Genomic DNA, 19814 nt, shown 5'->3' with positions numbered 1-19814 from the left:
GCACCGTGCGGGTCGCGGGTCGGCGGTCGCGGGTCGCGGGATGACGCCTCAGGACTTCGTCGCGCCCGCCGTCAGGCCGGAGACGAGGTGGCGCTGGGCGAAGCCGAAGATGATCGCGGCGGGCACCGCGACGATCACGGCGGACGCGGTCAGCGAGCCCCAGTCGCTGGTGTACTGGTTGACGAACGTCTGCAGGCCGCCGGCGAGCGTGAGGTTCTCCTCGCCGGTCATGAAGGCGGACGCGTAGGCGACCTCGGCCCAGCCGGTGATGAAGCTGTAGAAGCCGGTGACGGCGAGGCCCGGCTTGGCGAGCGGCACGATGAGCCGCCAGAAGGTGCCGAACGGGTTGAGCCCGTCGACCCGTCCGGCCTCGTCGATCTCGACCGGGATGGTGTCGAAGTAGCCCTTCATCATCCAGGCGCAGAACGGCACGGCGATCGTCAGGTACGTGACGACGAGCCCGACGGGCTGATTGAGCAGGCCGAGATTGGCGAGGAGGTTGTACAGCGGCACGATGAGCACCGCGACCGGGAACATCTGGGTGATCAGCAGCAGCCACATCAGCGGCCGCATGCCGGGGAACGTGAAGCGGCTCACCGCATAGCCGGTGGTCGCCGCGATGAAGACGCCGATGACCGTGGTCAGGCCGACGACCACGAGGGAGTTGAGCAGCCAGTTCGGGAACTCGGTGTCGTTCAGGACGTGGTCGTAGTTGCCGAGGGTGAAGTCCTTCACCAGATCGGTGGAGAAGGCCTCGCTCTCCGGCTTGAACGAGGTGATCAGGAGCCACAGCGGAGGTCCCACCGCGACGGCAGCGGCGATCAGCAGGGTCGCGTGCAGGGCGACCGACGCGAGCGGTCCCCGCTCGTCGCGCCCCCGGGCCCTCATCACCCTCTCCCGCTTGTTCCCCTGCTCATGTGCCTTCGTCCGCACTGCGGTCACCACACCTCTCCCTGCTTGCGGAGCGCGCGGCGGTAGGCCACCGCGATGATCGACAGGAGGGCCAGGATGAGCACTCCCCAGGCCGCGGAGCCCGCGAAGTCGCGTGGACTGACGACGAACGAGAGCCGATAGGCGTACGTCACGAGGATCTCGGTGGCGTCCCCGGGACCGCCCCTGGTCAGCAGGAAGATCACCGGGAACATGTTGAACGTCCAGATGCCGCTGATCAGGATCACCGTGCTCGCCACGGAACGCAGCCCCGGCAGGGTGATGTGCCTGAAGCGCTGCCAGGCGTTGGCGCCGTCCATCTCGGCCGCCTCGTACAGCTCGCCCGCAATGGACTGCAGGCCGCCGAGCATGGCCACCAGCATGAAGGGCACGCCGAGCCAGACGTTGACGGTGATCACCGAGATCTTGGCCCAGGTCGGGTCGTTGAGCCACGGGACCGCGTCGATGCCGCCGCCCTCGAGGATCTTGTTGAGGATCCCCTTCTTCTCGTTGAAGAGCAGCCGCCAGGTGAAGACGGAGACGAAGGCCGGCACCGCCCACGGCAGGATCAGCGCCATCCGGTAGAAGGAGCGTCCCGCCAGCTTGCGGTTGAGCATGGTGGCGAGCGCGAGACCGAGCACGAAGGAGAGCGCGACGCAGGAGACGGTCCACACCACGGTCCAGGTGAGCCGGTCCCAGAAGACGCCGTCGGTCAGGATCGACTGGTAGTTGTCGAGACCGACGGACTCGTACGTGGCCGGGATGTCGTTGACACCGATGTGCCGTTCGACGTTCGCCTCGTTGGCGTTGGTGGTCGACAGATACACGCCGCGCACCAGCGGGTACCCGACGATCACGCCGATCACGAGTACGACGGGAGCGACCATGGCCCACGCGTACCAGTGGGTGGCGAACGCCCTGCGCAACCGCCCCGGGTTCTTGCCGGGCCGGTGGCCGCGGCCGCGGACGCTCCTCGCGTCTGCGGCCTTCGCCACCGGCCGGCCGGTCTCGACAGCCATGGGTCGGTCAGCCCTCCTTGTTCCTCGTCGTCCCTGTCACGCGGTTACTTGTAGTCCTTGAGGAGCTTGCGGTAGGCGTCACCGACGCCCCGGGCGCCCTTCTCGGGCGAGGCCTTGCCGCTGAGCACCTTCTCCAGCTGCAGCCGGATCGGCTCGAAGAGCGCGTTGGCCTCCGGGATCCACGGGCGCTGCACGGACTTCTCCACGGCGGGCTTGAAGAACTGCACCATCTGGTTGTCCTTGACGGACTTCACGTCGTAGACGGAGGTGCGGGTCGGCAGCAGGCTGAGCTGCTCGGTGGTCTCCTGCTGCACCTTGGCCGAGCTCATGTACTTGATGAACGCGTAGGACGCGTCGAGGTTCGAGGAACCGGCGTACGCGGCGAGGTTCCAGCCGCCCTGCGGGGCGCCCTGACGCGCGCTGCCCGCCGGGGCGGGGGCGACACCGAGGTTGCCCTTGTCGTCCTTGAACTCCTTGCCCTTCAGGGCGCCCTCGATGGACCAGGGGCCGTCGAGCGCCATCGCGACGTCGCCGTCCTTGAAGGCGTTGAGCTGGTTGTTGTAGCCGTCGCTCGCGTCGGTGACCGCCGCCTTGGAGTCGACCAGGTCCTTCATCACCCCGAACGCCTTGGCGCCCTCGGGGTCGTCGACGGTGACCTTCTTGCTCTTGGTGTCCAGGAGGTCGCCGCCCTCTCCGTAGAGGTACGGGAGGTAGTAGTACGGGTCGTCGCCGCGCAGATAGAGACCGGTCTTGCCGGACTTGGAACTGATCTTCTTCGCGGCCGACTTCACCTCGTCGAACGACGTGGGCACCTCGACACCGGCGTCCTTGAGCATCTTCTTGTTGTAGAAGAGCGCCAGGGTGTCGATGGTCTGCGGCGCGGCGTAGACCTTGCCCTTGAATTCGGTGCTCGCGGCCGCCTGCGGGAGGTAGTCGTCGGCCTTGTCGAGCGCGACCGTGCCGTCGAGCGGGGCGAGGTAGCCGAGCGAGGCGAAGTCCTGGGTCCAGGCGACCTCGGTGCGCATCACGTCCGGGGCGCCGGAGTTGCCCCCGGCCGCGTTCTTGAACTTGGCGTTGGCCTCGCCGAACGGGACGTTCACATAGTTGACCTCGACACCGGGGTGCAGCTTCTCGAAGCCCTTGGCGATCTTCTGGTACGCGCCCTTCTCGGCGTCGTTCGAGGTGTCCCAGAAGGTGACGGTGCCGGAGAGCTTGCCTCCCTTGCTGCCGCCGCTGCCCTCGTCGTCGCTCCCGCACGCTGCCGCTGTCATGGCCAGGGCCGCGATCAGCCCGGTGGCCGCTATGCCACGCCGCATGTGAACTCCTTCAACTGATCCCGGAATCACGGGGAGACGAAGAGGTGCCTCCTGCTGGCCGCTCTGGACGCGGCGCCGCCGGGTTGCCAGGAACGTAACAGCGTTGCAATGCCGCCGAAAGACCTTGCGAAATATTTCTGCAAGCTCTGGTGATCGTTACTTCTGCGTGTCCTTACCGTTGCCGGGACCACGCTTGACGGCGCATCTGACCCACGACTCTCGCGCTGTGTATGGCCTCTGGTCTGCGACAACCGTGACGCCGAGGGCATCGACCTGCGACGGACAGGCCCGCGAAGCCGCCTGCAAGGCTCTTGCAAGACGGATCTTCCCGCAAGCCTTCACCGGCTGTGTGCAATCCCCCGGATCACCGGTACAGTCCGGTGCCATGACCGCACGGCTCGTCGACATCGCAGCCCACGCGGGGGTCAGCGAAGCCACCGTGAGCCGCGTCCTCAACGGCAAGCCCGGCGTGGCCGTGGGCACCCGCGAGGCGGTCCTCGCCGCCCTCGACGTGCTCGGCTACGAGCGCCCGGTGCGCCTGCGCCGGCGCAGCGCGGGGCTCGTCGGCCTCATCACGCCCGAGTTGGACAACCCGATCTTCCCCGCGTTCGCCCAGGTCATCGCGCAGGCCCTGACCCGCCAGGGCTACACGCCGGTGCTCGCCACGCAGACGCCCGGCGGCTCCACCGAGGACGAGCTCACCGAGATGCTGGTGGACCGCGGGGTCAGCGGCATCGTCTTCGTCTCCGGGCTGCACGCGGACACCACCGCCGACATGACGCGCTACGACGCCCTGCGCGCCCAGGGCGTCCCCTATGTACTCGTCAACGGCTTCTCCCCCGACGTGGCGGCGCCCTTCGTCTCGACCGACGACCGCGCCGCCGTGCGCCTGGCCGTCACCCACCTGACCTCGCTCGGGCACACCCGCATCGGGCTCGCGGTCGGCCCCAGGCGGTTCGTGCCGGTGGTGCGCAAGATCGAGGGCTTCCTGCTCGGTCTGCACGAGCGCCTCGGCCTCACCGACGAGGAGTCGGCCGAGCTGATCCAGCACTCCCTCTACACCCTGGAGGGCGGTCAGGCCGCGGCCACCACCCTCATCAACCGCGGCTGCACCGCCGTCGTGTGCGCCAGCGACATGATGGCGCTCGGCGCCATCCGGGCCGCCCGCGACCTGGGTCTCACCGTCCCCCGCGACATCTCGGTCGTCGGGTTCGACGACTCCCCGCTGATCGCCTTCACCGATCCGCCGCTGACCACGATCCGCCAGCCCGTGCAGGCGATGGGCCAGGCGGCGGTCCGTGCGCTGCTGGAGGAGGTCGGCGGAACGCCCGCCCCGCACGGGGAGTTCGTCTTCCTGCCGGAGCTGGTGGTGCGGGGATCCACGGGGTCCGGACGCAGGGAACAACCGGCTTCCTGACCGGTCCGGCGCGAACCCGGCACGCGCGTACGGAGACACACGCACCGCCGCCGGGATCGACCGACGGGTGCTCAGCTCCCTTCGCCCGCACAGGACTTGGCGCCCACGTGGACGGCGAGGGCGCTCTTCGCGCCGACGGTGGCCGCCAGAGCGCCCCCGTCGTCGACGGTCACGGGCCTGCCGGACTGCACGTCGCAGTACTCGCCCGCCGGCAACGACGTCTTGAAGGTCTCCTTCAGCTCGCCCTCGCCCGCGTTGATCGCGACGAAGGCCTTGTCGCCGCGGCCGAACGCGATGCCGCTGCCGCCGTTGTCCCACCAGTCGGTGACCTCGGCGTCGCCCGCCTCGGCGCGGAACGCGACCATGCTCGCGATCTCCCGCTGCGCGTGCTGGCACACCCACGCCCCGCCGGAGCAGTCGGCCTTGCCGTCGTCGGGCGGGCCCTCGTCCTTGCCGGTGAACGCGTAGCCGGAGTGGACGTCCGGGGAGCCGTAGGGAAAGGCCAGCATGAAGACGTGGGCGAGGGTGTAGGGCGCGCCCTGCTTGTAGGTGAGGACGTTGCCCTGCCGCTCGGTGTCGTGGTTGGCGACGAACACGGCGGCCGACCCGGACGGCAGCTTGCCGTCGGCGATGTTCTTCAGCCCGGCCGGACCGCCGCCCTCGAAGGCTCCCTTGAGGTCGTACGCGTACGGGAACTCCTGTACGTCCCCGGTCCCGGTGTACTCGCCGGGCTGGACGTCCTCGCCGGGCCCGGGCAGCGTCTCCTGCTTCCAGTACGCGTCCGGGTCGCTCAGCCGCGACTTGATCGCCTTGAGGTCGTCCGCGGGCATGTGCTTGGCCGCGTCGACGCGGAAGCCGTCGACCCCGAGGCCGATGAGGTCGTTCATGTACCCGGCGATCGTCGTGCGGACGTACTCCTCACCGGTGTCCAGGTCGGCGAGGCCGCCGAGTTCGCAGTGCTGCGTCTCCTCCCGCTTCGTGTAGTCCTGGATCTCCTTCTTGCAGTCGTCCATGTCCGCGTCGCCGTAGGTACCGGGGTAGTCGTACTTCGTGAACCGCGTCCCACCGGATCCGGTGCCCTCGGCGTTGGTCATGTGGTTGATGACCGTGTCGGCGACGACCTTCACGCCCGCCGCGTGGCAGGTGTCGACCATGCGCTTGAACGCGGCGCGGTCGCCGAGCCGGGAGGCGATCCTGTAGCTGACCGGCTGGTAGGCGGTCCACCACGCCGGACCGGTGACGCGCTCCTGCGGGGGCGAGGTCTGGACGTACCCGTACCCGGCGGGGCCGAGCGTGTCCGTGCACGCCTTCGCGATGGAGTCGAAGCTCCACTCGAACATCACCGCCGTGACGTCCTTCTCACCGGCTGCCGCCCTCTCCTTGACCGGTGCCGCCTCGCTCGGCTGCTGGGCTCCTACGGCGAGACTGCCCGCGGCGCCCACCGCCAGCGCGGCGCCCATGACGGCGATCCTGCGGGGTCTCGATATACGGCCGTGCATCGAAGGCCTCCTGTGTGTGGGGGGAATGAGAGGTGGGGGGAGGCGGAGGGGGGAGGGAAGGGCCCGGTGGGAGTGCGGGTGTTCCAAGTCCCTTACCAGGCCCCTCCTTTGACGGCTCTATGCAAGCTTCCGCCACCTTGCAGCAACTTGTTGCAGTCGGACCCTAGGAGCCCTTCCTTGAAGGGTCAACCCTTCGCACTCCGCGCATCCCCCGCCTCCCGCAGCTCCCACACCTCCCGCGAGGACCGCGGCCCTTGCGCCGGCTGCCAGCGCCCGCCGGTCGTCACCCCGCATCGGCGCGTGCACGGTAATCCGCACCCCGAGGCCGCGTGCGCCGGCCACCCGGCGCAGTGACGCGGTGAAGTCCTCCTCGCCGAGGAAGGCGGCGGCGGTGCTCGGGGCGCCGCCCTGCCGGTACGCGACCGTCACCGGTCGCACGGGCGCGCCCGCGTCGACCGCGGCCTGGAAGGCGGCCCGCCGGAAGCGCCCGCCCGTCACCGAACACCAGGTCGTGGCCTGCGGGAAGACGAGAACGGAGGTACCGGACCGCAGCGCGTCGGTCACCTCGGCTATGACGTGCGGAAGTCGGCGCGGACTGCCGTCCCGGTCGATGAACTGCGTGCCCACGCGCCGGACCAGCGTGCCGACCCCCGGCCACTGACCCACCTCGCGCTTGGCGAGGACGGTCACCGGTTCCACGGCGAGCAGGGCGATGACGTCGAGCCAGGAGATGTGGTTGGCGACGACCAGGGTTCCGGTGCCGTCTCCCCCGGCGCCGAGCCGCTCGGCGCCCGCCACTTCCAGGCCCACCCCGAGGGCGCCGAGCACCGCACGCGCCTCGGTCCGCAGGGCCGCGGGTTCGGCGAGCCGCTCGCCCCGGGCGACCACCCTGGTCAGGGTGTACGTCAACATCGCGTACCGGCGGGCGAGTTCACCCAGCGGCACGCGCGGATCCGGGTCGAGGGCGCAGCTCGCCGGGCAGCCGCGGTCGACCGTCCAGGGGCTCACCGCGCGTCCTCCCCGAGGAAGTACCGGCGGTGGCGCGCGCTCAGCCGCTCGGTGTCGAGGAGCACGAAGAAGTCCGCGACGTCGAACTCGGGGTCGTGCGCGGGGGCCCCGCACACCCACGCGCCGAGGCGGAGGTAGCCACGCAGCAGGGGCGGCAGGTCGGCGTGGACCGGGCGCTCCGGCGTGGGGCCTTCGGGGGTCCAGGGGCGCCGGGGGTACACCCGCAGCTCGGGCGGCGACGCGTGCTTGGCGGTGCCGAGCAGCCAGGCACCGGCGGCCGCGCGGCCGCCGTCGGCCAGCGGCACGGAGGCGCAGCCGGCCAGGTAACGGTGGCCGGAGAGCAGGACGTAGCGGGCCAGCGCGGACCACATGAGGTTGATGACGGCGCCGGAACGGTGGTCGGGGTGGACGCAGGAGCGGCCCGCCTCCACGGTCGCCCCGCGGATGTTGCTGAGCGCACGCAGATCGAACTCCCCGTCGGAGTAGGACCGTTCGGCCCTGCCGGGCGGCAGCAGTCGGTACGTGCCGACGACTTCGCCGGTCGAGGTGTCGGTGACGATCAGGTGGTCGGCCAGGTCGTCGAAGGCGTCGACGTCGTGACCGGCCAGGGGCGTGTCGAGGACGGCACCCATCTCCCCGGCGAAGACGCGGTGACGCAGCCGTTGGGCGGCCCTGATCTGTTCGGCGGTGTCCGCGACGGAGGTGACGTACGAGCTGGTGACGGCCGTCGCGACGAGCGGTGTCGAGTTCATGACAGTTCCGTTTCTCGGTTCGATGGGGTACGAGACGAGGGGGACGACGGAGGTGCGAGGGGCGACGAAGGCGAAAGGGACGACGGGGTACTGGCAGGGGTGCTGGGCGCGGTGACTCCGCGCCGAGCGGGGACGACGGGGACGGTGGGTGGGGCAGGTGCGACAGGTCCGGTGGGGACGAGTCGAGCGTCGAGCGGAGCGGGTGGCTGCGATGGGGACGAGACGCGCGGGAGGGCCGGCGCCGCACCCGTCCGCGCCCCCACCCACGCAGCACGGTGACGGCGCCGGCTGAACTGCACGCTTCAGGCGCGCATCGCGCCGCCGTCCGGCGCGCGTCGGGATCGGGCCTTCGCACCCCCGGCACCTGGCGAAACAGGGCCGCTCCCCGGCAGACCCGTCATTGACCCACCCCCTGTTTGGCCGTACAAACGCGGCATGCCACCTCCCCCTCCCCGCCCCCTCGCCGGGATCACGGTCGTCAGCCTGGAGCAGGCCGTCGCGGCCCCCTTCGCCACCCGGCAGCTCGCCGATCTCGGCGCCCGGGTGATCAAGGTCGAGCGACCCGGCGGCGGCGACTTCGCCCGCCGCTACGACACCACCGTGCACGGCCAGGCCAGCTACTTCGTCTGGCTGAACAGGTCCAAGGAGTCGCTCACCCTGGACCTCAAGTCGGAGCGGGGCAGGGAGATCCTGGAGGAACTCCTCGCGGGCGCCGACGTTTTCGTGCAGAACCTCGCCCCGGGCGCCGCCACCCGCATGGGCCTGGGCGCGGACGCACTGCAGGAGCGCCACCCGTCCCTGGTCCCCTGCACGATCAGCGGCTACGGCACGGACGGGCCCTGGGCGGACCGCAAGGCGTACGACCTGCTCGTGCAGTGCCAGACCGGCCTGCTCCAGCTCACCGGCACCCCGGACGAGGCCGTGCGGGTGGGGATCTCGGTGGCCGACATCGCGGGCGGGATGTACGCCTACAGCGGCATCCTGTCGGCGCTGTTCACCCGGGCGACGACCGGCCGCGCACCCACCGTCGAGGTGTCGCTCTTCGACGCGCTCGCCGAGTGGATGGGCCAGCCCGCGTACTACACGCGCTACGGCGGCACCCAGCCGCCCCGCGTCGGCGCCCGGCACGCGACGGTCGCGCCCTACGGCCCCTTCACCGCCTCCGACGGCAAGGACGTGCTGCTCTCCGTGCAGAACGAACGCGAATGGGCCGCTCTGTGCGCGGACTTCATCGGCAGGCCCGAGCTGGCGGACGACCCGCGCTTCGCCACCGGCTCCGACCGGGTGGCGCACCGCGAGGCGCTCGACGCGATCATCGCCGCGCGCTTCGCGGAGCTCGGCAGCGACGAGGCGATGAAGCTGCTCGACCGCACGGGCATCGCGAACGCGGGCGTCAACTCGGTCCCCGAGTTCCTGGCCCACCCCGTGCTCACCGAGCGCGGGCGCTGGCAGGACATCCACGTGCCGGGCACGCACGAGCCCGTACAGGCCCTGCTGCCCCCGGCCGTCCTCTCCGGCGTCGTCCCGCGCATGGATCCGGTCCCGGCGGCGGGCGAGCACACCGAAGCGATCCTCGCCGAACTGGGCCGCGGCCCGGACGACATCGCACGGCTGCGCGCCGAGGGAGTCTGCCGGTGAGCGCCCTTGACACCCTCCCGGCCGAGGAGCGGCTGGTCGTCGCGACCGTACGTGACTTCGTCGACCGGGAGGTCCGGCCGGTCGTGCGCGAGCTGGAGCACGCCGACACCTATCCCGAAGCCCTCATCGAAGGGATGAAGGAGCTCGGCGTCTTCGGCCTGGCCGTCCCCGAGGAGTTCGGCGGGAGCGCCGTATCGACCCCCTGCTACGTCCTGGTCACCGAGGAACTGGCGCGCGGCTGGATGAGTCTGGCCGGGGCGATGGGCGGCCACACGGTCGTCGCCAGACTGCTCTCGCACTTCGGCACGCCGGAGCAGCGGCACCGCTGGCTGCCGCGCATGGCGACCGGCGAGGTGCGCGCCACGATGGCGCTGACCGAGCCGGGCGGCGGCTCGGACCTGCAGGCGCTGCGCACGGTGGCCCGCCGCACGGAGGACGGTGCGGGATACGTCGTCGACGGGGCGAAGACCTGGATCACCAACTCGCGCCGCTCGCAGCTGATCGCGCTGCTCTGCAAGACCGACCCGGATGCCGAACCCCGCCACCGCGGCATCTCCCTGCTCCTCGTCGAGCACGGTCCGGGCCTGACCGTCTCCCGCGACCTTCCGAAGCTCGGCTACAAGGGCGTGGAGAGCTGCGAGTTGTCCTTCCAGGGCTACCGGGCCCCGGAGGCCGCGCTGCTCGGCGCCGTCGAGGGCAGGGGGTTCGGGCAGATGATGAAGGGCCTGGAGACCGGGCGGTTGCAGGTCGCGGCCCGTGCACTGGGGGTGGGGCGGGCCGCGTTCGAGGACGCGTTGCGCTACGCCCAGGAGCGCGAGTCGTTCGGCGTCCCGATCTGGCAGCACCAGTCCATCGGCAACTACCTGGCGGACATGGCCACTTCGCTCTCCGCCGCGCGCCAGCTCACCCTGCACGCGGCCCGCGAGGCGGACGCGGGGCGGCGGGTGGACATGGAGGCGGGGATGGCCAAGCTCTTCGCGTCGGAGACGGCGATGCGCATCACCCTGGACGCGGTCCGCATCCACGGCGGGTACGGCTATTCGACGGAGTTCGACGTCGAACGCTACTTCCGGGACGCGCCGTTGATGATCGTCGGCGAGGGCACCAACGAGATCCAGCGCACGGTGATCGCGCGCCAGCTGGTGGCGCGCGGCGGCCTCGACATGTGAGCCGCGCGGCGTGGGTCATGCAGCGTGGGACGTGCGGCCATGCGGCGTGGGTCGTACGGCCATGCGGCGTGGGTCGTACGGCCATGCGGCGTGGGTCGTACGGCCATGCGGCGTGGGTCGTACGGCCATGCGGCGTGGGTGGTACGGCCATGAGGCGTGGGTCGTTCGGCGCGAGCCCGTCAGCCGTCAGCCGCTCTCTCAGCCCTCGACCGCGACGCCGAGCCCTTCGAGGACCACCGCGTTCGGCAGCCCGGCGAACACCTTGCCCGGCACGATGAGCTTGCCGCGCCGGCTTCCGCTGCCCACCAGGACGTACGACAGGTCGGCGACGGCGGCGTCGACCAGCAGGGGCCACGCGGCGGGCAGCCCGATCGGCGTGATGCCGCCGTACTCCATGCCGGTCTCCCCCGTGGCCGTGTCCATCGGCGCGAACGAGGCCTTGCGCGCGCCGAGTCGGCGGCGCACGGCGCCGTTGACGTCGACGCGGGTGCCGGACAGGACGAGACACGCGGCGAGCGTGGTCTCCCCGCCGCGCTTGCCCGCGACGACGACGCAGTTCGCCGAGTGGGCGAGGAGCTCGGGGCCGTAGTGCTCCAGGAAGGTGGCGGTGTCGGCCCAGCGCGGGTCGGTGTCCACGTGGACCAGTTCGTCGGCGGGGACGGGCCCGGCCCACCCGCGCACGGCGTCGGCGACGGGCGCGACGAGCAGATCGAGGGCTTCGGGGGCGGGGCTGACGACGTCGAATTCACCGAGGGGAGCACGCATGGCCGCACGCTAACAGCCCTCGGCACCCCGCGGGCCGGGTCCCTCAGTAGGAGCCCGCGTGGGCCGGCGGCACCGATACCGACATCGTCATCTCGACGGGCTCGGCACCCTTGTTGTGGTAACCGTGCGGGACGTTCGACTCGAAGCTGACGGCCGTCCCCGCCGGGACGACGTGCTCGACGCCGTCCACCATCAGGGTCAGGTCGCCCCGCACCACGTGCAGCAGCTCGACCGTGCCCGGCGGATGTGCGTCGGAGTCGCTTCCCTCGCCCGGCATCAGGTGCCAGGACCACAGTTCGAACGGCCCCCGCGCCTCGGTTCCCACGAGGAGCGTGGTGCTGCTGCCGGCCTCCGTGGACCACATGCGCACCGCCTGCTCCGGGGGTACGAGCCGGACGTGGGAGCCCTGTTCGTGGTCGAGGAGGGTGGTGATGCTGACGCCCAGCGCGTCCGCGAGCTTCACCGTGATACCCACGCTGGGGTTGGTCCTGGCCTGCTCGATCTGGATGATCATGCCGCGGCTCACGCCCGCGCGGGCGGCCAGGGCGTCGAGGGTGAATCCCCTTTCGTTGCGCCAGCGCTTGAGGTTGCGCGCGAGCGACTGCGTCAGCTGGTCGAGGTCCGACACATTCCCGTCCAATATATTGAATGACAGAGTCTACGATACTGAACTACGGTGTGGTGCACCTGATGATCCCAGATGGTTCAACACACTGTACTGCGAGGGTCCCCGATGACCGCACTGTTCGCCCTGGCCACCAGCCTCCTGTGGGGCCTTGCCGACTTCGGCGGCGGACTGCTGACCCGACGCGTCCCCGCCCTCACCGTGGTCGTCGCCTCGCAGACGATCGCGGTCGTCGTGCTCGGTGCCGTCGTCGTCGCGACCGGCGGGTGGACCGAGTGGGGGCCGCAGTTGTGGTTCGCGGTGGCGGCGGGGCTGGTCGGCCCGGTCGCGATGCTCGCGTTCTACAAGGCCCTCGCCCTCGGCCCGATGGGCGTCGTCTCGCCGCTCGGCTCGCTCGGCGTCGCCGTGCCCGTCGGCGTCGGCCTGCTGCTCGGCGAGCGGCCGGGCCTCGCCCAGTTCGCGGGCATCGCCGTGGCGGTCGCGGGCATCGTCCTCGCGGGCGGACCCGAGCTGCGCGGCGCCCCGGTGCGGCGGCAGGCCGTCCTGCTCACCCTGCTCGCCGCGTTCGGCTTCGGCGGGGTGATGGCGCTGATCTCCGAGGCGTCGAGCAGCCTGACCGGACTCTTCCTCGCGCTCTTCGTGCAGCGCGTGACGAACGTGGCCGCGGGCGGGGCCGCACTCTGCGTCTCCGTGCGACGCGGCGGCAGGGCGCTGCCCGCGGGCGCCGGCACGGGCATCCTGTGGGCGGCCCTGCCGGCCCTCGCCTTCGTCGGCCTCGCGGACGTCGCCGCCAACGGCACGTACTCGGTCGCCGCCCAGCACGGTCCCGTCACGGTCGCGGCGGTCCTCTCCTCCGTCTACCCGGTGGTCACAGCGCTGGCGGCGCGCGTCGTGCTCGACGAGCGACTGCGCGCGATCCAGGCGGCGGGCGCGGGCCTGGCCCTGGTGGGCACGGTGCTCCTGGCGAGCTGAGGGGCGCGGTGCCCGCCGGGCGCACGGGGTGGGCGTGACTCAGCCCTCCCCCAACTCCCCCAGCGCGAGCAACTGTTCCGGCGTGACCCCGTCGGGAATCGGCACCGGTGCCGGTGTCCGCAGCGGCGGCTGCCACCCCTGTTCCGCGTCCCACGTGCGCACGACCCGCGCGGGCGCCCCGGCCACCACCGCGTGGTCGGGCACCTCGCCCCGCACCACCGCCCCCGCGGCGACCACCACGTTCCGCCCGATCCGGGCGCCGGGCAGGATCACCGCGCCGGTCCCCACCCAACAGCCGGGCCCGATCTCCACCGGCTCCATCCGGGGCCACTGCTTGCCGATGGGCGTATGCGGATCGTCGTACGAGTGATTGGTGGAGGTCACGTACACATAGGGCCCGAAGTAGCAGTCGTCCCCGATGGAGACCGTCGTGTCCGCGATGACGTGGCTGCCGCGGCCCAGTACGACGCCGTTGCCGAGGCGCAGGATCGGCTCGGGCCCGAGGTCGAGGTCGGGCATCATGCCCGCGGTGAGCGTCACGTGCTGGCCCACGATGCAGTGGTCGCCGATCCTGATCCACGGCTCCCCGAAGACCGTGCCCTGCGGGAACGCGAGCTTGGTGCCCTCACCGAGCGCGCCGAATCGCAGCCGGCCGGGGTGCGCGGCGGTCACCGCGCCCGTGCGCTGCACCCAGTCCCAGCCCGCGTGGACGGCGCGCTGGGCGACCCTGCGCGGCACGGCGGCAAGGGATGAGAACGTGTTCCTGTTCTTCGGCACGCGCTCACGTTACTCAGTGCCATCACACCCCGCAGGCCCATGGCCTGTGATCTTCGCCCCACACGGCTGCGCGCGCTCCCTCGTCCCGTACCGTGCCGTCAGGCGTGACGCAGACAGACGCAGCGAAGAGGGAGCGAGTCGATGGGCCACGAGGCACTCATCACCGGCATCGGCGGCAAGGACCCGAAGATCGATCAGGACGCGTTCACCGCGCCGACGTCCGTCGTGATCGGTGAGGTGACCCTGGGGGCCGGGGCGAGCACCTGGTACGGCGCGGTGCTGCGCGCCGACTGCGGGCCCATCGTCGTGGGCGCCGACAGCAACATCCAGGACAACTGCAGCCTGCACGTCGACCCGGGCTTCCCCATCACGATCGGGGAGCGCGTCTCGGTCGGCCACAACGCCGTCCTGCACGGCTGCACCGTCGAGGACGACTCGCTGATCGGCATGGGCGCCACGGTCCTGAACGGCGCGGTGATCGGCACCGGTTCACTGGTGGCCGCCCAGGCCCTGGTGCCCCAGGGTATGCGGGTGCCCCCGGGCTCACTCGTCGCGGGCGTGCCCGCCAAGGTGCGCAGGCCGCTCACCGACGAGGAGCGCGAGGGCATCTCGCTCAACGGCACGCTGTACGTCGAGCTGGCCAAGGCCCACCGCGACGCGCACGCGGCGGGCTGACCCGGGGCGGTTCAGTCGGCGGGGACGGGCTGCGGCTCGGCCGCCGGGGCCCCTGCCGCCTCTGCCTCCGCCTGTGCCGCGGCCTTCTTCGCCCGGCGCTTGACGAACAGCATCGAGCCGACGCCGATGAGCACGGCGATGCCGAGTCCCACGTACGAGAACCGCTTGAGCCAGTCCTCGGCGACGACGCCGATGTAGTAGATGACGGCGGTGGTCCCGCCCGCCCAGACGATGCCGCCGAGGACGTTGGCGATCAGGAACTTCCAGTACGGCATGCGCAGGACGCCCGCGAGGGGTCCGGCGAAGATGCGCAGGAGCGCGACGAAGCGGCCGAAGAAGACCGCCCACATGCCCCACTTCTGGAAGGACCGCTCGGCGGTCGCCACGTTCGCGGCGCCGAAGTGCTTGGGGAACTTCCGTTCCAGCCAGGCGAGGAGCGGCCTGCCGCCCTTGCGTCCGATGGCGTACCCGATGGAGTCGCCGATGATGGCCCCCGCGGTGGCGCACGCCCCCAGGATCACCGGGTTGAGGTCGCCGTGCTGGGAGGAGAGGAGCGCCGCGGAGACCAGGACGATCTCACCGGGCAGCGGGATGCCCAGGCTCTCCAGGCCGATGACGAGGGCCACCAAGGCGTAGATGCTGACGGCCGGTACGTTCTCCAGCCACTCCTGGACGTGCAACGCCGGTTCCTCCCGTGGTTCAAGTGTGTGTGCCCGGCGTGCGCGCCCGCTCGGCCGCGCACGCCGGGCAGCCTACCCGGACGCGCTCACCCCGCAGGAACGGCGTCCCAGAGGTCGCACCGGTGTGCGTCGCCCACCGTCGTGCTGATCGCGCTCCCGCCCGCCGATGCGGTGCGCAGGGAGAGCACATGGCCCGGCCGGGTGCGCTGGTCGGGCGCGGTGGGACCGCCGTCGGCGCGGGGCACCCCGGTGCGGACGAAGGAGCCCCAGTAGCGGACCATCTGCCGGGACAGCGCCCGCTGTTCGGCGTTGAGCGGCGCGTCGAGACCGAAGTGCCTGAAGAGGTACTGGACTTCGTTGACGTGGGTCGCGCCGAAGTCGAAGTCGGTGTCCAGCTGCCGCAGCGAGGCGAAGGGCGGTGAGGTGCGGTCCGCGAACTCGTAGGCGTAGACAGGACCGCGGTGCGCGAGGGCCGTGTTCATGCGCAGCGCCGTGCAGGCGAACATCCGGTCACCCGTCGCCGCGCCGTAGGCGTGCGTCGGCGAGGCGTGCTCCGTGAGCGGATACCTCCGCAGGACGCGCTCGCCCAGTTCGGGACCGTACGCGTCGGTGAGTGCCCGCGGGTACCGCTCGGCGGTGAGCGGTGTGCCCCGGCCGTCGAACTGCGAGAAGGCGAAGAGGCGTCCTTCGTCGCTGTTCGCGCCGTTCAGCACCGGGACGTGGGCCGCGCTCCCCTTCTCGTACGCCTCCTCGGGCTGTACCGGCAGGAAGGCGCCGCCCACCACCGGGCCCCAGTCGAAGCCGGCCTGCGCGGCGAGGATCTCCGCGGCGGACTTGCCGCGCAGACAGGCGAGGGCCGACTTCCGGACGGCGCAGCCGGCCTTCTTCGCGAACGCCGCGCCGTCGGCCTTCGCCCGCGCCCGCCCGCGTCCCGCGCAGTCGCCGTACGCGCCGCTCTCCACGACGGCCGCGCGGAACAGGCCGCGTGCGGTGGGCGAGGCGAGCAGCGTGCAGACGGAGCGGCCGCCCGCGGACTCGCCCGCGATCGTGACCTGTCCCGGATCGCCCCCGAATCGGCCGATGTTGGACCGGACCCAGCGCAGCGCGGTCTGCTGGTCGAGCATCCCGTAGTTGCCGGACACACCGTCGGACGCCTCGCGGTCGAGGCCGTCGGCGGCGAGGAACCCCAGCGCTGCGAGACGGTAGTTGACGGTCACGACGACGGTGCCGGTGCTGCGGGCGAAGGTGTCGGGCACGATGTCCTCGCCCGCGCCCGCGGTCAGTCCGCCGCCGTGCAGCCACACCATCACGGGGCGCTGCCCCGCCCCCTTCGGTGCGTAGACGTTGAGGTCGAGGCAGTCCTCGGTGTGGCTCGGTTTCTCGTAGCCTGGATCCCAACTGGACGTCTGTACGCAGCGGTTGCCGAAGGCGGTGGCGCCGCGCACACCGTGCCAGGCCTTCGCGGGGCGCGGCTCCTTCCAACGGAGCCGCCCGACGGGCCGCTCCGCGTAGGGCACGCCGAGGAACTGCCGTCCCTCGTCGGTTGTTTCGCCGCGGATCCAGCCGGCGTCGGTGCGCACCAGGGTGCCGCCGTCGCCGGATTCCGCCTGCGCGGGGAGCGGCGCGAGGGAGGCCGCGGCGGCGGCCGCCAGGACGGCGACGACCGACGCGGCACGGCGTATGCGCCCGACGCCCCTCACGCTCCCGCCCCCTTGACGACAGCCGTGGCAGTCAGCTTCACATCCCGTGCGGACGTGCCCACTTGGATCCTCCGCCGCCCCGTGCCGAGCTTCCAGCCGTGGCGCTCGGTGTCCCACGCCGAGAGGGCCCGCCGGTCGACGTGGACGGTGACGCGCCGCCGCTCCCCCGCGCGCAGCACGAGCCGCCGGTAGCCGCCGAGTACCCGCTCGGCCTGCGGCATCCGCAGGTCCGGGGAGGCACCGACGTACACCTGCGCGACGGTGACGCCCTCGCGCCCGCCGGTGTTGCGGACGGTGAAACTGACGTCCAGGCCCCGGCCGAGGCCGCGGACCGACAGATCCTCGTAGGCGAAGGTGGTGTACGAGAGTCCGTGCCCGAAGGGGAACAGCGGCCGCACCCCTTCCGCGTCGTACCAGCGGTAGCCGACGAGGACGCCCTCCGAGTACTCCTCGACGCCGTCGGTGCCCGGGTAGCGGCGCGGGTCCCCTGCCATCGGATGGAGGTCGTCGTCCACCGGGAAGGTCTGGGTGAGCCGGCCGCCGGGGTCGCAGTCGCCGAACAGGACGGCGGCGGTGGCGGCCGCCCCCTCCTGGCCCGGGTAGTACATCTGCAGCACGGCGGCGGTCCGCTCCAGCCACGGCATGGAGGTGGCCGACGAGGTGTTCAGGACCACGGTGGTGCGCGGATTGGCCGCACAGACGGCCCTGATCAGCGCCTCCTGGTGGCCGGGCAGCGCGACGGTCGTGCGGTCCTGGCCCTCGGTGGCGTCCTCGTAGGCGAAGAGGACGACGGCGTGCGCGCCGCGTGCCGTGCGCACCGCCTCGGCGACATCGGCCGCGCGAGTGGCGCCGCTCACCCGGCGCAGCCGGAACGTCTGCCCCTGGTCGCCGCCCTTCGCCGTGATCCGCAGCCGGTGTCCGGCCCGGGTCAGGGGCCGCGTCGCGCGCCGCACGTTCAGCCCGTCGGACGCGGTGGAGACGAAGCCGCCGGAGAAGAACTCCCCGACGCCCGGCAACTTCGGATAGAGCTCGACACCGTCGAGCTCCACCGTGGGCCGCTCTCCGGAGTAGTGGATGACCAGCGTCCACTCGTCGTTCTCCGCGGGCGTCAAGGTCCCGTCGTACGTCCACTCCTTCCCCGCGGCGACCTGCTGGCCCTCGGGGTCGAGGCCGGGGGTGAGCAGGGTGCGGGGAATGGCCTTGCCGAAGAGGTCCTCGCCGAGCGCGTAGGTGACCTCGGCCTCGCGTCCGGCACGGGAGGTGATGGCGTCGAGCGGGCTGTCGGCCCAGTCGGGGACGACGTGGGCGCTGCCGCCGCCGCTCACGAACGGCCGGCGTCCCGTGGGTCCGATGACGGCGATGTCGCGGGCGGCTCGGCCGGTCAGCGGCAGGGTGCGGTACCTGTTGCGCAGCAGGGTGGCGCCCGCCTTGGCCACGTCGAGGGCGACCGTGGCTCCGGCGTCGGGGTCGCGGCCCGGGCGCGGCGGCACCTTCGCGTCGAGGAGTCCGAACCGCTCCATGACGCCGAGGATCCGGCGCACGGACCGGTCGACCTGCGGCTCGGGAACGCTGCCGTTCCTGACGGCGCGCTTGAGGGCCGCCCCGTAGTAGGCGTCGTCGGGCATCTCCATGTCGAGGCCGGCGGCGAGGGCTGCGGCGGTGCTGTGCTGCGCGAACCAGTCGGTCATCACCCACCCCTCAAAACCCCACTGTTCGCGCAGGATGTCGCTGAGCAGCTGCTTGTTCTCACAGGCGAACGTGCCGTTCACCTTGTTGTACGCGCCCATGACGGCGCCGGTGCCCGCGGCGACGGCCGCCTCGAACCCGCGCAGCTCCGTCTCGTGCATGGTCCGCTCGTCGGCCCGCACATCGACGGAATCGCGGTCCTTCTCCTGGTTGTTCAGGGCGAAGTGCTTGACGGTGGCGATCAGGCCCTCGCCCTGGATGCCCTTGATCTCCTCGGACACCATGTCCGCGGCGAGCAGCGGTTCCTCGCCGAAGGTCTCGAAGTTGCGGCCCGCGTACGGGGTGCGGATGAGGTTGACCATCGGCGACAGCAGCACGTCCTGCTGGAGGGCGCGTCCCTCGCGGCCGATGACCTGGCCGTACCGGCGGGCCAGTGCGGGGTCGAAGGCGGAGGCGAGGAGAACGGGCGCGGGCAGGGCGGTGGCGCGGGCCGTGACGCGGACGCCCGCGGGGCCGTCGGCGAGCCGCAGCGGCGGAATGCCCAGGCGCGGCACGCCGGGGACGTACCCCGCCTGGCCGAGACTCTTCGGGTCGGTGGTGCCGTGCAGCAGGGAGATCTTTTCGTCCAGCGTGAGCCTGCCGAGGAGGGACTCGACGCGGCGGCCCGCACCGGGGCCCTGTCTGGAGCGGGCCGCCGCGTGCGAGGGAACCGCCACGCCGGCGGTGGCCGCGGCAGCCACGGTGATCGCACCGCCGACCAGCCTGAGAGCTGACCGGCGGGACACGGAGTCGGACATGAGCCGTCACTTCCTTCTGTGCCTTGTGCGCGAACACGACTGTGCGAAGCGAAGCGTGTACACGTGCCAATGGCGGGTCGTCATTCGCCCTTTGAACGCACTATGCGACAAGGCGGGCTGACACGCCGTTAGACACCAGGTGTGGCGGCGGGAAAACTATGGCGGCCGATGACTCGTGTCAATGAGTTGAACAAGAAGCGAACGCGGACCCAGTCGCCGTCGTCGCCGTTGATCCGTGCGCCGAAGCGGTGGTGCTCCTGTGGGCGCACCCCTTGCGGGTGCGCTCCTTGCGGGTGCGCTCCTTGTACGGGCACCCGGTGGCCCAGTCCTGCGTGAACCTGGGCTTCCCGGCGGGGCGAGCCGGGCGGGCACCGGCGGAGCGCCTCACG

At 71.6% G+C, this 19814-nt stretch carries 16 protein-coding genes and 1 pseudogene; 5 read left to right on the top strand and 12 right to left on the bottom strand.

All coding sequences use genetic code 11. From position 1 onward, the window contains the following. Nucleotides 1-48: 48 nt before the first annotated feature. Genes ACZ592_RS00455 through ACZ592_RS00445 form a run of 3 tightly spaced genes read right to left on the bottom strand, consistent with a single transcriptional unit; the run spans nt 49 to nt 3265 of the window. On the bottom strand, nt 49-945 hold the full coding sequence (locus ACZ592_RS00455; RefSeq protein ID WP_471579248.1) for a sugar ABC transporter permease: 897 nt from the start codon (nt 943-945) through the stop codon (nt 49-51). After that, the gene (locus ACZ592_RS00450) at nt 939-1949 is read right to left on the bottom strand and encodes a carbohydrate ABC transporter permease (RefSeq protein ID WP_471579247.1); all 1011 of its coding nucleotides are present in this window, start codon (nt 1947-1949) and stop codon (nt 939-941) included. Before ACZ592_RS00450 ends, ACZ592_RS00455 begins: the two co-directional genes overlap by 7 nt. Before the next feature lie 44 nt (nt 1950-1993). Further along, complete coding sequence (locus ACZ592_RS00445; protein ID WP_471579246.1) at nt 1994-3265, bottom strand: extracellular solute-binding protein; 1272 nt, start codon at nt 3263-3265, stop codon at nt 1994-1996. Between the two features lie 385 nt (nt 3266-3650). Between ACZ592_RS00445 and ACZ592_RS00440 the strand changes: the two genes are divergently transcribed. Further along, complete coding sequence (locus ACZ592_RS00440) at nt 3651-4682, top strand: LacI family DNA-binding transcriptional regulator (protein WP_471579245.1); 1032 nt, start codon at nt 3651-3653, stop codon at nt 4680-4682. A gap of 83 nt (nt 4683-4765) precedes the next feature. Here the strand turns inward: ACZ592_RS00440 and ACZ592_RS00435 are convergent. From ACZ592_RS00435 to ACZ592_RS00425, 3 genes and pseudogenes are all read right to left on the bottom strand, one after another. Continuing rightward, nucleotides 4766-6181, bottom strand: a pseudogene (locus tag ACZ592_RS00435) (alpha-amylase); the annotation flags it as partial. A 117-nt stretch (nt 6182-6298) separates the two neighbouring features. After that, complete coding sequence (locus ACZ592_RS00430; protein WP_471579244.1) at nt 6299-7189, bottom strand: lysophospholipid acyltransferase family protein; 891 nt, start codon at nt 7187-7189, stop codon at nt 6299-6301. Then, the gene (locus ACZ592_RS00425) at nt 7186-7941 is read right to left on the bottom strand and encodes a GNAT family N-acetyltransferase (RefSeq protein ID WP_471579243.1); all 756 of its coding nucleotides are present in this window, start codon (nt 7939-7941) and stop codon (nt 7186-7188) included. The genes ACZ592_RS00430 and ACZ592_RS00425 overlap by 4 nt, the downstream gene beginning before the upstream one ends. 435 nt (nt 7942-8376) lie before the next feature. Between ACZ592_RS00425 and ACZ592_RS00420 the strand changes: the two genes are divergently transcribed. Together ACZ592_RS00420 and ACZ592_RS00415 are read left to right on the top strand one after the other, a co-directional pair. Further along, nucleotides 8377-9579: a CaiB/BaiF CoA transferase family protein gene (locus tag ACZ592_RS00420; protein WP_471579242.1), complete on the top strand. Its 1203-nt coding sequence runs from the start codon at nt 8377-8379 to the stop codon at nt 9577-9579. Further along, a complete protein-coding gene (locus ACZ592_RS00415; protein ID WP_471579241.1) occupies nt 9576-10748 on the top strand; it encodes an acyl-CoA dehydrogenase family protein in 1173 nt (390 codons plus the stop codon). The genes ACZ592_RS00420 and ACZ592_RS00415 overlap by 4 nt, the downstream gene beginning before the upstream one ends. Nucleotides 10749-10946: 198 nt before the next feature. Here ACZ592_RS00415 and ACZ592_RS00410 read toward each other — a convergent pair whose 3' ends face one another. Both ACZ592_RS00410 and ACZ592_RS00405 read right to left on the bottom strand, forming a co-directional pair. After that, nucleotides 10947-11513, bottom strand: a complete 567-nt coding sequence (locus tag ACZ592_RS00410; protein WP_471579240.1) for a YbaK/EbsC family protein — start codon at nt 11511-11513, stop codon at nt 10947-10949. Between the two features lie 43 nt (nt 11514-11556). Then, entirely contained in the window at nt 11557-12141 is a 585-nt protein-coding gene (locus ACZ592_RS00405; RefSeq protein WP_471579239.1) for a helix-turn-helix domain-containing protein, read from the bottom strand. A gap of 105 nt (nt 12142-12246) precedes the next feature. On the opposite strand from ACZ592_RS00405, the gene ACZ592_RS00400 reads away from it, so the two are divergent. Continuing rightward, nucleotides 12247-13110, top strand: coding sequence for an EamA family transporter (locus ACZ592_RS00400; protein WP_471579238.1), 864 nt, complete (start codon nt 12247-12249; stop codon nt 13108-13110). Nucleotides 13111-13149: 39 nt separating this feature from the next. On the opposite strand, the gene ACZ592_RS00395 is transcribed toward ACZ592_RS00400, so the two are convergent. Then, entirely contained in the window at nt 13150-13887 is a 738-nt protein-coding gene (locus ACZ592_RS00395) for an acyltransferase (protein WP_471579237.1), read from the bottom strand. A 141-nt stretch (nt 13888-14028) separates the two neighbouring features. Here ACZ592_RS00395 and ACZ592_RS00390 point away from each other — a divergent pair, with 141 nt between their 5' ends. After that, complete coding sequence (locus tag ACZ592_RS00390; RefSeq protein ID WP_471579236.1) at nt 14029-14562, top strand: gamma carbonic anhydrase family protein; 534 nt, start codon at nt 14029-14031, stop codon at nt 14560-14562. An 11-nt stretch (nt 14563-14573) separates the two neighbouring features. On the opposite strand, the gene ACZ592_RS00385 is transcribed toward ACZ592_RS00390, so the two are convergent. The 3 genes from ACZ592_RS00385 to ACZ592_RS00375 all read right to left on the bottom strand — a co-directional run bounded on the left by ACZ592_RS00385 (nt 14574) and on the right by ACZ592_RS00375 (nt 19425). Then, the gene (locus ACZ592_RS00385) at nt 14574-15242 is read right to left on the bottom strand and encodes a DedA family protein (RefSeq protein ID WP_471579235.1); all 669 of its coding nucleotides are present in this window, start codon (nt 15240-15242) and stop codon (nt 14574-14576) included. Between the two features lie 86 nt (nt 15243-15328). Next, nucleotides 15329-16942 carry a carboxylesterase/lipase family protein gene (locus ACZ592_RS00380; RefSeq protein ID WP_471579234.1) on the bottom strand — a complete coding sequence of 538 codons (1614 nt, stop codon included), beginning with the start codon at nt 16940-16942 and terminating at the stop codon, nt 15329-15331. Then, nucleotides 16939-19425 (bottom strand): beta-glucosidase, encoded by a 2487-nt coding sequence (locus ACZ592_RS00375; RefSeq protein WP_471579233.1) that lies wholly within the window; start codon nt 19423-19425, stop codon nt 16939-16941. The genes ACZ592_RS00380 and ACZ592_RS00375 overlap by 4 nt, the downstream gene beginning before the upstream one ends. Between the last annotated feature and the right edge of the window lie 389 nt (nt 19426-19814).

The sequence above is a fragment of the Streptomyces sp. NPDC040622 genome (assembly GCF_055593965.1).
This window is presented reverse-complemented; position numbering and strand designations above follow the sequence as displayed.

Excerpts from the sequence above, each read along its gene's own strand:
- ACZ592_RS00400 (WP_471579238.1), top strand. The coding sequence starts at position 12,247 with ATGACCGCACTGTTCGCCCTGGCCACCAGCCTCCTGTGGGGCCTTGCC.
- ACZ592_RS00450 (WP_471579247.1), bottom strand. The coding sequence starts at position 1,949 with ATGGCTGTCGAGACCGGCCGGCCGGTGGCGAAGGCCGCAGACGCGAGG.
- ACZ592_RS00410 (WP_471579240.1), bottom strand. The coding sequence starts at position 11,513 with ATGCGTGCTCCCCTCGGTGAATTCGACGTCGTCAGCCCCGCCCCCGAA.
- ACZ592_RS00445 (WP_471579246.1), bottom strand. The coding sequence starts at position 3,265 with ATGCGGCGTGGCATAGCGGCCACCGGGCTGATCGCGGCCCTGGCCATG.
- ACZ592_RS00390 (WP_471579236.1), top strand. The coding sequence starts at position 14,029 with ATGGGCCACGAGGCACTCATCACCGGCATCGGCGGCAAGGACCCGAAG.
- ACZ592_RS00425 (WP_471579243.1), bottom strand. The coding sequence starts at position 7,941 with ATGAACTCGACACCGCTCGTCGCGACGGCCGTCACCAGCTCGTACGTC.
- ACZ592_RS00440 (WP_471579245.1), top strand. The coding sequence starts at position 3,651 with ATGACCGCACGGCTCGTCGACATCGCAGCCCACGCGGGGGTCAGCGAA.
- ACZ592_RS00420 (WP_471579242.1), top strand. The coding sequence starts at position 8,377 with ATGCCACCTCCCCCTCCCCGCCCCCTCGCCGGGATCACGGTCGTCAGC.
- ACZ592_RS00375 (WP_471579233.1), bottom strand. The coding sequence starts at position 19,425 with ATGTCCGACTCCGTGTCCCGCCGGTCAGCTCTCAGGCTGGTCGGCGGT.